Origin of the sequence: Streptococcus mitis (genome assembly GCF_002096835.1) — a bacterium.
Lineage (GTDB): Bacteria > Bacillota > Bacilli > Lactobacillales > Streptococcaceae > Streptococcus > Streptococcus mitis_W.
Genome location: NZ_NCVG01000022.1, coordinates 17,674 through 30,406, shown reverse-complemented (window position 1 = coordinate 30,406; position 12,733 = coordinate 17,674). Strand labels below are relative to the sequence as shown.

The 12,733-nt window shown below is 42.7% G+C and carries 15 protein-coding genes; 1 reads left to right on the top strand and 14 read right to left on the bottom strand.

Annotation, left to right across the window (positions count from 1 at the left end; all coding sequences use genetic code 11):
- Positions 1 to 2: 2 nt before the first annotated feature.
- The gene (budA, locus tag B7699_RS05470) at positions 3 to 734 is read right to left on the bottom strand and encodes an acetolactate decarboxylase (protein WP_000360298.1); all 732 of its coding nucleotides are present in this window, start codon (positions 732 to 734) and stop codon (positions 3 to 5) included.
- Between the two features lie 141 nt (positions 735 to 875).
- On the opposite strand from budA, the gene B7699_RS05465 reads away from it, so the two are divergent.
- Positions 876 to 2,147 carry an aminotransferase-like domain-containing protein gene (locus tag B7699_RS05465; RefSeq protein ID WP_084927376.1) on the top strand — a complete coding sequence of 424 codons (1,272 nt, stop codon included), beginning with the start codon at positions 876 to 878 and terminating at the stop codon, positions 2,145 to 2,147.
- Between the two features lie 126 nt (positions 2,148 to 2,273).
- On the opposite strand, the gene B7699_RS05455 is transcribed toward B7699_RS05465, so the two are convergent.
- The 13 genes from B7699_RS05455 to B7699_RS05395 all read right to left on the bottom strand — a co-directional run bounded on the left by B7699_RS05455 (position 2,274) and on the right by B7699_RS05395 (position 12,725).
- Positions 2,274 to 3,089: an ABC transporter substrate-binding protein gene (locus tag B7699_RS05455; protein WP_049541117.1), complete on the bottom strand. Its 816-nt coding sequence runs from the start codon at positions 3,087 to 3,089 to the stop codon at positions 2,274 to 2,276.
- Positions 3,090 to 3,246: 157 nt separating this feature from the next.
- Complete coding sequence (phoU, locus tag B7699_RS05450) at positions 3,247 to 3,900, bottom strand: phosphate signaling complex protein PhoU (RefSeq protein ID WP_000946458.1); 654 nt, start codon at positions 3,898 to 3,900, stop codon at positions 3,247 to 3,249.
- Between the two features lie 11 nt (positions 3,901 to 3,911).
- Positions 3,912 to 4,670 (bottom strand): phosphate ABC transporter ATP-binding protein PstB, encoded by a 759-nt coding sequence (pstB, locus tag B7699_RS05445; RefSeq protein ID WP_000133484.1) that lies wholly within the window; start codon positions 4,668 to 4,670, stop codon positions 3,912 to 3,914.
- A 12-nt stretch (positions 4,671 to 4,682) separates the two neighbouring features.
- Positions 4,683 to 5,486, bottom strand: a complete 804-nt coding sequence (pstB, locus tag B7699_RS05440; protein WP_000049848.1) for a phosphate ABC transporter ATP-binding protein PstB — start codon at positions 5,484 to 5,486, stop codon at positions 4,683 to 4,685.
- A gap of 10 nt (positions 5,487 to 5,496) precedes the next feature.
- Positions 5,497 to 6,381, bottom strand: coding sequence for a phosphate ABC transporter permease PstA (pstA, locus tag B7699_RS05435; RefSeq protein WP_000543046.1), 885 nt, complete (start codon positions 6,379 to 6,381; stop codon positions 5,497 to 5,499).
- Positions 6,371 to 7,288, bottom strand: coding sequence for a phosphate ABC transporter permease subunit PstC (gene pstC, locus B7699_RS05430; RefSeq protein WP_001070902.1), 918 nt, complete (start codon positions 7,286 to 7,288; stop codon positions 6,371 to 6,373). The genes pstA and pstC overlap by 11 nt, the downstream gene beginning before the upstream one ends.
- Positions 7,288 to 8,166, bottom strand: a complete 879-nt coding sequence (locus B7699_RS05425; RefSeq protein ID WP_084927375.1) for a phosphate ABC transporter substrate-binding protein PstS family protein — start codon at positions 8,164 to 8,166, stop codon at positions 7,288 to 7,290. Before B7699_RS05425 ends, pstC begins: the two co-directional genes overlap by 1 nt.
- Before the next feature lie 221 nt (positions 8,167 to 8,387).
- A complete protein-coding gene (locus B7699_RS05420) occupies positions 8,388 to 9,692 on the bottom strand; it encodes an RsmF rRNA methyltransferase first C-terminal domain-containing protein (RefSeq protein ID WP_084927374.1) in 1,305 nt (434 codons plus the stop codon).
- A complete protein-coding gene (locus tag B7699_RS05415) occupies positions 9,693 to 10,466 on the bottom strand; it encodes an inositol monophosphatase family protein (protein WP_084927373.1) in 774 nt (257 codons plus the stop codon). It abuts the gene before it with no gap.
- A complete protein-coding gene (locus B7699_RS05410) occupies positions 10,456 to 10,734 on the bottom strand; it encodes a UPF0223 family protein (protein WP_023946312.1) in 279 nt (92 codons plus the stop codon). Before B7699_RS05410 ends, B7699_RS05415 begins: the two co-directional genes overlap by 11 nt.
- Positions 10,734 to 11,135: a transcriptional regulator Spx gene (gene spx, locus B7699_RS05405; RefSeq protein ID WP_084927372.1), complete on the bottom strand. Its 402-nt coding sequence runs from the start codon at positions 11,133 to 11,135 to the stop codon at positions 10,734 to 10,736. The genes B7699_RS05410 and spx overlap by 1 nt, the downstream gene beginning before the upstream one ends.
- A gap of 209 nt (positions 11,136 to 11,344) precedes the next feature.
- A complete protein-coding gene (locus B7699_RS05400) occupies positions 11,345 to 11,962 on the bottom strand; it encodes a TIGR01906 family membrane protein (protein ID WP_084927371.1) in 618 nt (205 codons plus the stop codon).
- Entirely contained in the window at positions 11,952 to 12,725 is a 774-nt protein-coding gene (locus B7699_RS05395) for a TIGR01457 family HAD-type hydrolase (RefSeq protein WP_084927370.1), read from the bottom strand. Before B7699_RS05395 ends, B7699_RS05400 begins: the two co-directional genes overlap by 11 nt.
- Positions 12,726 to 12,733 lie beyond the last annotated feature (8 nt).

The following is a 12,733-nucleotide window of genomic DNA, read 5'->3' as shown; positions in this document are numbered from 1 at the left end:
TCCTATTCCGCCTTTTCAATATCTTTTTTCATCTCGTCAACATTAAACTTAGCAAACAAGTATTGACGGTCTTGGACTGGGAAACGTTGATCCAATTGATCAACAGCTCCTACCTCGATAATCCCTTCCTTGATGACAAAGTCCATGACATGCCCACCGAAGGTCAAATCATCCGAGATGAAGTGCAGATGGTAGCCTGCGACACTGACTCCATGGAAAATCTCTGGCGTCCAGAAACCAACGATAGTTCCCGCCACATTGTCACGACTATATTCAGGTTGATGGGTTGCGACCTCAGCAAATTTGGTATCTGGTGTCGACTTGGGAATCATGCGCACATGCATATGTGAAAATTCCCCACGAATCTTGATAGAGCGGAAAAGATTTTCCCCATCATAATAAGACTCGATTCGCTCTTCCAATTCCTTGTCTGTCATCTCAAAGCGCTGGCGGAAAATGACCTCTGCCTGATGCGGTACTACTGCTGCATAAGGAATAAGGGCATCTGGTGATACTTCCACAATTTCTGGCTGATCTCCTGAGCCTTTGGCCTGGTAGGCCTTGCCATCCAATACAATCAATTCCCCATCAATAGAATCCAAGGTTCCCAAACCAAGGTCACCATGCTCTAGCAATTCTCCTACTGTCATGGTACCACCATAAAGGCCTGCCATCAAGGCTCCAAGGGTATTGTATTGAAATAATTTCACTGGTTCCTGCACGTTCTTATCCATTCACTTTCTTATCTGTTATTCTATAAATCTTACTCCTAAGTATACCACATTTGGCCTTAGATGTGAACGAGAGAAACACCCTAGACATTGCCAAGAAAGAAAAAAAAAGGTACAATGTAACAAAATCAAGGGAGGTCTGGAATGAAGAAACAAAGCAAGTACCAAGAGGTTGTTTCCTATCTGAAAAACGGTATCGAGTCTGGACGTTTTCAAACGGGAAGCCGCCTGCCTTCTATCCGTCAACTTAGCCTTGACTTTCACTGTAGCAAGGACACCATTCAACGCGCCCTGCTGGAATTACGGCACGAACAATATCTCTATGCCAAGCCCCAGAGTGGTTACTATGTCCTAGAACAAGGGCAACATCAGGACCTAGAAATCGAGGTTACCGATGAACACGCCAGTGCCTATGACGATTTCCGACTCTGTGTCAATGAAACCTTGATTGGCCGGGAAAACTACCTCTTCAACTACTATGATAACCAAGAAGGATTAGAAGACCTAAGACAGTCCATTCACCAACTGCTCTTTGACCAAGCCCTCTACTGCAAGGCTGACCAACTGGTACTGACTTCTGGAACCCAACAAGCCCTTTTTATCCTTTCTCAAATTTCCTTTCCTAGCCAAGCCAAGGAAATCTTGGTGGAACAGCCGACCTACCATCGGATGAATCGTCTCTTGATTGCTCAGAGGTTAGACTATCAAACGATTGAACGAGGCATTGATGGGATTGATTTGGAGGAGCTGGAGCGCCATTTCAAGACAGGAAAAATTAAGTTTTTCTACACAATTCCTCGCTTTCACTATCCTTTAGGCCATTCCTATTCAGAGCAGGAAAAACGAGCTATTCTTGACTTAGCTGCTAAGTATGGTGTTTATATCGTAGAGGACGACTATCTGGGGGATTTGGACTCTAAAAAGGGCCAGACCTTCCACTATCTGGATACAGAGGAGCGCGTCATTTATATCAAGTCCTTCTCAACCAGCCTCTTTCCAGCCCTGCGGATTACGGCACTCATTCTGCCAAATGCTATCAAAGAAGCCTTTGTGGCCTACAAAAATATCCTAGACTACGACAGCAACCTCATCATGCAAAAGGCCCTGTCACTCTATATTGACAGTCAATTATTTGAAAAAAATCGGCTAGCTCGCTTATCCAATCAGGAAGCTTACCAAAAACAAATCGAGAAAAGCTTAACTAAAACACCTTGTCCCCTTCCTCACTTTCCGCTTCATGATGGTTTATTACTAGACCTGAGACAGTATCCTAAAATCGCCAGTCTCAAACACAGTCAACTGAAATTGGACTTCTTTGAGAAGGCTTACTTGGATGCCTGCCCTTATGAATTTGCCAAGGTGTCCTTAGAAAATCTGGAAAAGGTTTTAAACTATTTAAAAGCAGAATTGGACTGACTTCCAACTCTGCTTTTTTCTTATACTCTTCGAAAATCAAATTCAAACCACGTCAGCGTCGCCTTACCGTACTCAAGTACAGCTTGCGGCTAGCTTCCTAGTTTGCTCTTTGATTTTCATTGAGTATTATTCTTCAACTTCTGTTAAGGTTGCTGCCTTTTCAAGATATTTTTGGTAGGTACCGTCATCCTTGAGTTTTTGGATGACCTTGTCCACCACTTCTTTCAAATCAGCACTATTTTTTCTAAGGGCCACTGCATTAGCTTCGCCATCCTTCATCTTCAAGCTGACAGTTGCGACAGCTAGGTCTGCATTTTTAGCAGCATAGCTAAGGGCAACAGGCTCATCCATGTGAACAGCATCAACTTTTCCAGCCTGCAATTCATTAACTGCTTCACCCATATTGGTTAGGGAAGTTAATTGAGCTTTTGGCAATTGTTCCTTGACCATAGATTCTGGAACAGTCCCTTTTTGGGCTGCAATATTAGCACTTTCTAAGCTAGTTAAATCCTTGTATTTTTCTACATCAGACTTACGAACCAAGAAACTAATCTTGTTTTCATAGTAAGGGATTGAAAAATCAAAAACTTCTTTTCTCTCGTCAGTAGCGCTAATTCCTGCAACTGCTAGGTCAGCCTTACCAGTTTGAAGACTGGTCAAGACATTGTCAAAACTCATGCTTGAAATTTCCAACTTCACCCCAAGTTCATCAGCGATAGCTTGGGCCATATCAATATCAGCACCGACTACCTGGTTTTTTCCGTCAACTAAAGACTGAAATTCAAAAGGTGCATAGTCAGGACTGGTCGCCACAACTAATTTCCCCTTTTGCTTAATGGCTTCAACAGCTGACTGAGAACCATTCGAACCTGACTGGCAAGCTACTAAGAAGAAACTTGCAAGAAAACTACATAAAACAAATATCCATTTTTTTGATTTCATAAATAAACAACCTCTCTGTTAATTTTGTATAATTATAACGCTATCCAAGTTGCTTGTCAAGTGTTTTTTGAATTTTTATCTTAAAAATATTTTTTTAATTCAAGAAAAGGAGCTATCAGTTGATTTCAAGCTCCTTTTTATACAGAATGAATCTATTTTATAGTTCGACAATCTTACCTGTTTCAAAGTAAACAACCCATTCACAGATATTCTTGGCATAGTCTCCAATGCGTTCCAAGAAGGCAATCACTTGGAAATAATCACGTCCTGTAACGATGGCATCTGGATTTTTCTTGATTTCTTCTGTAGCCAAGTCACGAATGCTATCAAAGTAATGGTTGATTTTTTCGTCCATAGCTGCTACTTCATAGGCCTGATCAACTGAACCATTGAGATAGAGTTCAAGGGCTGCTTCAACGAAGTTCTTGACATCGCGACCCATTCTCTTGATTTCTTCTTCAACAGCTGGGATGCGTTGCTCCCCCTTCATACGAATTGCCGCCTTGGCAATGGAAACGGCATGGTCACCCATACGTTCCAAGTCAGATACAGCCTTCAAGACTGTCAAAACAGTACGCAAATCTTGAGAAACGGGTTGTTGAAGGGCAATCATTTCAAATGATTTCTTCTCCAATTTCACTTCGTATTCGTTTACTTCTGCATCGTCTTCGATGACTTCTTTGGCCAAATCACGGTCGTGCGTAACAAAGGCACGTACCGTACGATTGATTTGGGATAGCACTTCTTGTCCCATAGCATAGAACTGGTTGTGCAATTTCTCTAAATCTTCCTCAAATTGAGAACGTAACATCATTTATCTCCTTATCCAAATTTTCCTGAAATATAGTCTTCTGTTTCCTTGTGTTGTGGGTTGAGGAACATCTTCTTGGTATCGTTAAACTCAATCAAATCTCCATCTAGGAAAAATCCTGTCTTGTCAGAAATACGAGAGGCTTGTTGCATAGAACGCGTAACCAAGAGCATGGTGTATTTATCTTTTAGACCATACAAGGTTTCTTCAATCTTACCAGCTGAGATAGGGTCCAAGGCCGAAGTCGGTTCATCCAAGAGAATGATTTTAGGACTAGTTGCCAAGACACGAGCAACACAGACACGTTGCTGTTGTCCACCTGAAAGCCCGATAGCTGAATCATGCAGGCGATCCTTGACCTCATCCCAGATAGAAGCCCGTTGCAAGGCTTTTTCTACCGCCTCGTCCAGAACCTGTTTGTCCTTAACTCCATTGATACGAAGCCCGTAAACAACATTTTCGTAGATAGACATAGGGAAGGGGTTGGGCTGTTGGAAAACCATACCGATTTCTTTACGCAATTCAACTGTATCTGTACGAGGACTATAGATGTTGTGGCCATTATAAACTACTGAACCAGTTGTAGTCACCTCTGGGTTAAGGTCTCCCATGCGGTTGATTGCCTTGAGGAGGGTTGATTTCCCTGATCCAGATGGACCAATCAAGGCTGTAATTTCCTTAGGTTGGAAAGATAGGGAAACACTATTCAAGGCCTTCTTTTGATTGTAGTAAACCGACAGGTCTGACACCTGTAAAATCGCTTCTGTCATACTGTTTCCTTTCTATCCAAAGTGTCCTGTTACGTAGTCATTGGTTGACTGTAGTTTGGCATTTTGGAAAATATTAGAGGTCTTATCATATTCGATCAGGTCACCCAAGTAGAAAAATCCTGTGTAATCACTAGCACGCGCAGCCTGCTGCATACTGTGGGTCACGATGATGATGGTAAAGTCCTTCTTCAATTCCAACATGGTTTCTTCCAGTTGGGCTGTCGCAATCGGATCCAAGGCAGACGCTGGTTCATCCATCAATAGGATATCTGGTTTAACAGAAATAGCACGAGCGATACAGAGACGTTGCTGCTGACCACCTGATAGTGTCAAGGCCGACTTGTGCAAATCGTCCTTGACCTGGTCCCAAAGGGCAGCCTGACGGAGAGAGGTTTCCACAATTTCATCCAAGACTTGCTTGTCCTTAACTCCTGCACGTTCATGGGCAAAAGTGATGTTACGGTAGATAGACTTGGCAAAGGGATTTGGTCGTTGGAAGACCATTCCAATATGCTTACGCATCTCATAAACATTGATTTCTGGGCGGTTGACATCAATCCCTTGATAGAGAATTTGACCTGTTACCTTAGCAATATCAATGGTATCATTCATGCGATTGAGACTGCGGAGGTAGGTTGATTTTCCTGAACCAGAAGGGCCAATTAAGGCCGTAATTTTATTTTTTTCAAATTGCATATCGATGCCCTTGATGGATTCATTTTTACCGTAGTAAACATGTAAATCCTTAGTAGAGAGGGCCACTTTCTCTTCAGGAAAGGTGATGATATGCTTTTCATCCCAATTATATTTTGACATGGCTTCTCCTTTAGGCAGCGGTTAATTTCTTATGTAGGTAGCTTCCGAGTTTGCGGGCTCCAAAGTTAAAAATGAGGATAAAGATGAGGAGCACAGCTGCAGAACCTGCTGATACGATTGTGCCATCAGGAATGGTTCCTTCACTATTGACTTTCCAGATGTGGACAGCCAAGGTTTCTGCTTGACGGAAGATAGAGATTGGGCTAGTTACACTGAGAATATTCCAGTTAGACCAGTCAAGAGCTGGAGCGGATTGTCCTGCAGTATAGATCAAAGCAGCCGCCTCACCAAAAATACGACCAGAAGCTAAGACGACCCCAGTCACAATACCTGGAAGAGCTTCTGGAATGACCACATGGACCACTGTCTCCCAACGAGAAATCCCAAGGGCCAAACCAGCCTCACGTTGCGTATGGTGAACGTGTTTCAAGCTGTCCTCAACATTTCGAGTCATCTGAGGCAAGTTAAAGACTGTCAAGGCCAAGGCACCTGAAATAATTGAAAATCCATACTCAAACTGAACTACAAAGATCAAGTAACCAAAGAGACCCACAACCACTGATGGCAGTGAAGACAAGATTTCAATACAGGTTCTGACAAAATTGGTCACAGGACCTTTTTTAGCATATTCAGCTAGGAAAATCCCAGCCCCCATAGACAAGGGAACAGAGATAATCAAGGTAATAACCAAAAGGAAGAAGGAATTATAGAGCTGAATTCCAATCCCTCCGCCTGCTTGGTAAGAAGATGATTTGCCAGTCAAGAAAGACCAAGAGATGTGGGGCAAACCACGAACCAAGATATAAAGAATCAAGGATGCCAAGATGGCAACGATAATTCCTGCAATCGAGTAGAGGACAGCTGTTGCAATTTTATCTAATTTCTTAGCGTGCATAGTTTTTCTTTCCTCTTTCTTTCGTAATCAATTTAATCACACTGTTGAAGGCCAAACTCATCAAAAGCAAGACTAAGGCCAGTGACCAGAGAACGTTATTGTCAACGGTTCCCATAACAGTATTTCCGATACCCATGGTCAAAACAGAGGTCAAGGTCGCAGCAGGTGTTGTTAGTGAAGTTGGGACTACGGCTGAGTTTCCGACCACCATCTGAATGGCTAGAGCTTCACCAAAGGCACGCGCCATCCCAAAGACCACTGCTGTAAAAATCCCTGAACGCGCTGCCTTCAAGGTCACGCGCCAGATGGTTTGCCAGCGAGTGGCCCCCATAGCCAAACTAGCTTCACGATAATGACGAGGCACCGCACGCAAGCTATCGGTTGTCATAAAGGTTACCGTCGGTAAAATCATGACAAAGAGAACAAAAATCCCTGACAGAATCCCAAAACCAGTTCCACCAAAGATACTACGGACAAAAGGAACTACGACCTGCAAACCAATAAATCCATACACAACTGAAGGAATCCCGACCAGCAATTCAATGGCTGGTTGCAAGATTCTAGCACCTTTTGGTGAGACCTCCGTCATAAAGACTGCCGCACCAATGGCAAAAGGAGTTGCGATAAGTGCTGATAGGATTGTGACAATAAAGGAACCCAAAATCATAGGAAGGGCACCAAATTGTTTACCTGAAGGATTCCAAGTTTGGCCAAAGAGGAAATCAAAGATATTAACCCCATTTACAAAGAAGGTAGACAAACCTTTTTGGGCTACGAAAATCAAAATCATAGCCACGATGATAACAATCAAAGACAGACAGGCAAAGGTCAAGCCTTTTCCTAATTTCTCTAGACGAGAGTTCTTTGAGGGAGAAAGTAATTTTTTAGCTAATTCTTCTTGATTCATTAGTGACTCCCTTCTAGTGCTGTCACCGTTCCTACAGCATCTTTTTCAACCTTCATTTCCTTGACAGAAATATAGCCCATTCCCTTAACGATTCCACTTTGCGCTTCATCAGAGAGGACAAAGTTGAGGAATTCTGCCACCAATTCATTTGGTTGACCTAAGGTGTACATGTGCTCATAAGACCACAAAGGCCAGTTATTGGTCGTAACATTTTCTGCAATCGGCTCAAAGCCATTCAACTTCATGCGTTTCACCGAGTCATCCACATAGGCAAAGGCTAGGTAAGAAATAGCTCCTGGTGTCTGGGAAACAATGTTTTTGACCATCCCATTTGAATCCTGTTCTTGACTCTGCACGGCAGATTGACCATCCATGATAACACTATCAAAGGTTGCACGCGAACCAGAACTTGCCGCGCGGTTGATAATGGAAATGGCTAGGTCTTTCCCACCGACCTCTTTCCAGTTGGTTACTTGACCTTTGAAGATGCTACGGAGTTGTTCAGTTGTCAGATTTTCAACGTCGACTTCCTTGTTTACAATCACTGCCAAGCCCGCTACAGCAACCTTATGGTCTACTAGAGCGGGTGCGTTGATACCGTCTTTTTCCTCGGCAAATACGTCTGAATTTCCTACATCAACGGCTCCAGATTGAACCTGAGACAAACCTGTACCAGATCCTCCACCTTGGACGTTGACTGTTTTTCCAACGTGCATAGAGCCAAATTCATCTGCTGCTGCCTCGACCAAAGGCTGAAGAGCCGTTGAACCAACAGCTGTCATGGATTCCCCACGATCAATCCAGCTAGCACATCCCGCCAAAGAACCTGCCAGCAAAAGAGCCGCAAGGGATAGAGCGAGTTTTTTCCTTTTTTTCACTGTTTTTCTCCTTGAAAATAATGGTGAATGCTGTGAATTTTTTCAACTATTTATTTATGTTTTTCTTTTTTTAAATCAGGAGTCTACTGAAGTTCTGAGCTTGGTTTTACTTGAAATTTGCTCAGTTACCTTTTCCACCAATTTTGACTTAAAATGAAAGACAATTTGAAAAAAATCCATACTTCCACTATAACATAGACAAGCTACTTTGACTAGCATTTTCACTTGAATCTGAGGCCTTTTGGAAAATAATTTTTCAAAACATTTCCAGTCACCTTAGCAAAGCCCAAGCCATTGCCTTGAACCAAAACTTGGTACCAACCATTTGGCAGACTTTCCGCCAGCTGAACGGTTTCTCCAGCGGCATACTTTACAAACGCTTCTTGGTCAATTTCAACCGACTGCTTGACCTGACTCGGTTTCAAGGCTAGACCAAGAGCAAAACTAGGCTCAAAGCGTTTCTTCTTAAAAGTTCCCAGATGCAGGCCATTCCGAGCAATCTTGAGCTTCCCTAAATCTGGCAAAAGTTCTGGCAGGAGATAGAGTTGGTCCCCAAAAGTCTGCAAGATACCCCTTAGATTGATTTTCAAATGTTTTTGGGCAAATTCCTGCCACAAAGTAACTTGTTCTCGGCTGAGATTGCTCTTACTTGCCTTAAATTTAGGGGCGGGATTTTCACCCTTAAACTGTAGATGGGCGACAAACTGACCCTCTCCCTTAAAATGATGAGGGTACATACGAGCCGTTTCTGGCAGGTCAATACCAGCTACCATTCCATTGATATGCTCTACTGGCAACAAATAAAAATCATACTCCTCCAGTAGCCAATTGACAATCTCTTCGTTTTCCTCGGGGGCCCAGGTACAGGTTGAATAAACCAAGCGACCACCTTCAGCTAGCATGGTTACTGCATCTACTAGAATTTCTCTTTGCAAGCTAGCACATTGACTCGGATAATCTAAGCTCCAATAGTCCATAGCATCTGGTTGCTTACGGAACATTCCTTCTCCTGAGCAAGGTGCATCAAGGACAATGAGGTCAAAATAGCCTTTAAAGACCTTGGCCAAACGGTCAGCAGATTCATTGGTCACCACAACATTTGTCGCTCCAAATCGCTCCATATTTTCTACTAAAATCTTAGCCCGTTTGCTTGAAATTTCATTGGAAACAAGGAGACCCTCCCCTGCTAGATAGGCTGCCAGCTGAGTTGATTTTCCACCCGGTGCAGCAGCCAAATCCAAGACTTTCATACCAGGACTGGGCTGGGCTACCTGCGCTACCATCTGGGCAGCGGGTTCTTGCGAATAAACCAAGCCAGTAGCATGCTCAGGAGACTTTCCTGAAACCTTTCCATAGTGACCCCAAGGGGTTTGAGGGATGGCATCAGGAAAGGAAACCAGCGCTTCTTTTAAAGGATTGACCCGAAAGGCCGAAACCGCTTCCTCCTCAAAAGAGGCAAGAAAATCTCTTGCCTCGTCTCCTAGTATCTCTTTATATTTTTCAACAAATCCTTCTGGAAATTGCATTTAAGTTTTTTTCCTTTCGTAAATATAGGACTGGATTTCCTCCTGCATCTCAAGAGGTAGCATCATGACCGGCTGTCTGCTTTTAAAATCAAGCACTTGACCAGATAGGGTCACAACTCGATAGCCCAGACTTTCCCCTAAAATACTAGCCGCAGCATAATCCCATGGTTGCAGATAAGTGATATAGGTCAACAAACGCCCTGATAAAATCTTGGCAAAACTAATGGCCGCACTCCCATAGACACGAACACCAAGAACAGCTCGACTCAAATCAGCCAAGCCCCATTCATTGGTTTCCAGCATACCACTATTCCCTGCAATGAGAAAATCTCCAAGTGGTTTTGCTTTAAAGGGAGCTAGGGGTTTATCATTTAGACAAACTGGAAATTCCCCACCACCGTGATAACAATCTCCTTTGACCACATCATAAATCAGGCCAAACTGTCCCTGACCATTTTCAAAATAAGCCACCATAACAGCAAAATCTTCCTGCTGGGCTACAAAATTATTGGTCCCATCAATGGGATCAATAACCCAAACCTTGCCTTCTTGAGCCGAAGCTCGCAGACAACCTTCTTCAGCACAAATCTTATCCTCAGGATAACGAGACAAAATCTCACCAACCAATAGCTCCTGAACTTCTTTGTCCAGTCTGGTCACCAAATCTGTTGGAGAGGTCTTAGTCTCAACACACAAGTCTTCCTGCATGTGGTCAAGGATATACTGGCCTGCTTTCTTAATTAGCTCTTTAGCAAACTCAAATTTACTTTCCAAGAGAAATCTTTCCTTCCCCTTTTTCCTTAGCCGCCTGAACTGCTCGGTAAAGCGAATAACCACTCACTGTTTCAAACTCTCGTCCCAAACGTTTCTCTTCGCTCTTACTTGGCACAACCGCTTTGAATCCCTTATAGGAGTCCAGTAACTTTTGAGCCTCTACCTTGCCTTCATAGGCAGCTTCAACATCATTAAAAAAAGAAAGCACTGAAGCAAGTTCTTCAGTGCTCCACGACAAATCTAGTGGGTAACTATACTGTTTGTTCATTAACTAACACCAGCTCTCATTCTTGCTTCTTTTAGTTCTTGTTTACGGTAACTACGAGGGAGAAAAGCACGAATCTCATCTTCATTAAAACCAATCTGCATGCGTTTGGCATCGATAATAATGGGACGACGCAAAAGACTAGGATACTGCTCAATTAAATGAAGCAATTCCGATACCGAGATACTCTCTACATCAATATTCAATTTTTGAAAAATTTTTGAACGAGTTGAAATGATGTCATCAGTACCATTTTCGGTCAAGGAAAGGATGTGTTGTAATTCTTTTCTTGTTAAAGGATTGGTCATAATATTGTGTTCCTCAAAGGGCACCTTATGTTTTTCTAACCAGGCCTTTGCCTTACGACATGAAGTACAGCTCGGTGATAGAAATAGTGTAATCATGCTTTTCTCTTCTTATCTATACTTTGCTATTTCTATTATACACAAAAATAAAGCGCTTGACTAGAGATTTTTAGAAAAAAAGCCTATTTTTCAATAAAAATAGACTGTTTGCGAACGATTAATACATTTCTGATTTAGTTAATTCACTCTTAACGATGGTTTTAAATGATATACAATTTTATATATACAAATTAAAAACATCTTTCATTTCACTTCCTACGACTTTTCAGGTACAGAAAACCAAAGAAGCTCTCATAGAGGGCGAAAAAGAGGAGGAAGGCATGTAGGAAGAAGGTCTCTGGTAAAATCAGAATCACTGGATCCTTGGCTGGGTCAAAAAGCCAGGTATCATCTCCCACAAAGAGAATTTGATGGAAAAGGGTAAAGAACTGGTCAAAACCAATCAATACTCCCCCAAGCCCAATCAGCAAAGGCAAAACCACTAAAGCCAAAAGCCCTTTACTAAATAGAGACAAGAAGCCCTTTTTCACAATCCCTTTGACAAAGAAATAGAAACTTGGCAGTGTCACTAGAGCAACTAGCTGCACCAAGTGAAAGAGATTCTTCACCACCGCAAAGTGATGTAGCCCAGATGCTGACGAACGAAAATCAGGCATCTGCAAGTCCTGACTAAAAGGATTGGTCAGGTAATTCATCAAGATATGAAAGTTGTACTGAATAGTTTCTGGTTTTAAATAGACCCTATCTGTTAAGTTAAGCCACTGAATTTCCAGAGGATAAAAAATCCAAGCCAAATAAATGGTCAAAAGGATTGAGAGGGAGAGGAGAAAGAGCATAGAGCTCCAAAAGGTCAGTTTAGTTTTCATCAAAATTCCACTCCGCAAGACTAGAAACCACATGAGTTGGTGCGATTGGCAGGTCTGCTACTTCTTCTGCCTTGGTAAAACCTGTCGTCACCAAGAGCGTTGGAATGCCATTGTCAATCCCTGCCCGGATATCAGTTAGGTAGTTATCTCCGACCATGATTAATTCTTCACGTTCCAAACCTAAGTGCTCAACTGCCTTGTCCATAATGATGGCATTTGGCTTCCCTATATAAACAGGCTTCACTCGTGTTGCTACTTCAAGCAGGGTAATCAGTGAACCAGCACCTGGCAAAAGACCGCGCTCTGTCGGGATGTTGAGGTCAGGGTTGGTTCCGATAAAGTGAGCACCCTTTTGAATGGCAAGAGTTGCTGTCGCAAATTTTTCATAATCAACTTGCCAGTCCAGGCCTACTACCACATAGGCAGGATTTCCCTTATCTTCGACATAACCAGCCGCCTTGATGGCTTCCTTGAGACCTGCTTCTCCAATAACATATGCCGTCTTTTCAAGCCCCAAGTCATTCATATAATCGATAGTTGCCAAAGTCGCTGTGTAGACGGTCGATAGGGGCGTATCGATATTAAAATTCTGAGCCAACATTTCTTGAACGCTCTCCGGAGTACGGGTTGTATTATTGGTCACAAAGAGATAGGGAATGTCCCGCTTTTGCAATTCATGGACAAAAGCCTCCCCCGCTGAGATTCGGTCTTTGCCCTTATAAATGGTTCCGTCTAAATCAATTAAATAGCCTTTATATTTCATCTATTTCT

What these genes read in the sequence shown, in the direction of transcription:
- budA (WP_000360298.1), bottom strand. Translation starts at nt 734, where the DNA reads ATGGATAAGAACGTGCAGGAACCAGTGAAATTATTTCAATACAATACC.
- B7699_RS05465 (WP_084927376.1), top strand. Translation starts at nt 876, where the DNA reads ATGAAGAAACAAAGCAAGTACCAAGAGGTTGTTTCCTATCTGAAAAAC.
- B7699_RS05455 (WP_049541117.1), bottom strand. Translation starts at nt 3,089, where the DNA reads ATGAAATCAAAAAAATGGATATTTGTTTTATGTAGTTTTCTTGCAAGT.
- phoU (WP_000946458.1), bottom strand. Translation starts at nt 3,900, where the DNA reads ATGTTACGTTCTCAATTTGAGGAAGATTTAGAGAAATTGCACAACCAG.
- pstB (WP_000133484.1), bottom strand. Translation starts at nt 4,670, where the DNA reads ATGACAGAAGCGATTTTACAGGTGTCAGACCTGTCGGTTTACTACAAT.
- pstB (WP_000049848.1), bottom strand. Translation starts at nt 5,486, where the DNA reads ATGTCAAAATATAATTGGGATGAAAAGCATATCATCACCTTTCCTGAA.
- pstA (WP_000543046.1), bottom strand. Translation starts at nt 6,381, where the DNA reads ATGCACGCTAAGAAATTAGATAAAATTGCAACAGCTGTCCTCTACTCG.
- pstC (WP_001070902.1), bottom strand. Translation starts at nt 7,288, where the DNA reads ATGAATCAAGAAGAATTAGCTAAAAAATTACTTTCTCCCTCAAAGAAC.
- B7699_RS05420 (WP_084927374.1), bottom strand. Translation starts at nt 9,692, where the DNA reads ATGCAATTTCCAGAAGGATTTGTTGAAAAATATAAAGAGATACTAGGA.
- B7699_RS05410 (WP_023946312.1), bottom strand. Translation starts at nt 10,734, where the DNA reads ATGAACAAACAGTATAGTTACCCACTAGATTTGTCGTGGAGCACTGAA.
- spx (WP_084927372.1), bottom strand. Translation starts at nt 11,135, where the DNA reads ATGATTACACTATTTCTATCACCGAGCTGTACTTCATGTCGTAAGGCA.
- B7699_RS05400 (WP_084927371.1), bottom strand. Translation starts at nt 11,962, where the DNA reads ATGAAAACTAAACTGACCTTTTGGAGCTCTATGCTCTTTCTCCTCTCC.
- B7699_RS05395 (WP_084927370.1), bottom strand. Translation starts at nt 12,725, where the DNA reads ATGAAATATAAAGGCTATTTAATTGATTTAGACGGAACCATTTATAAG.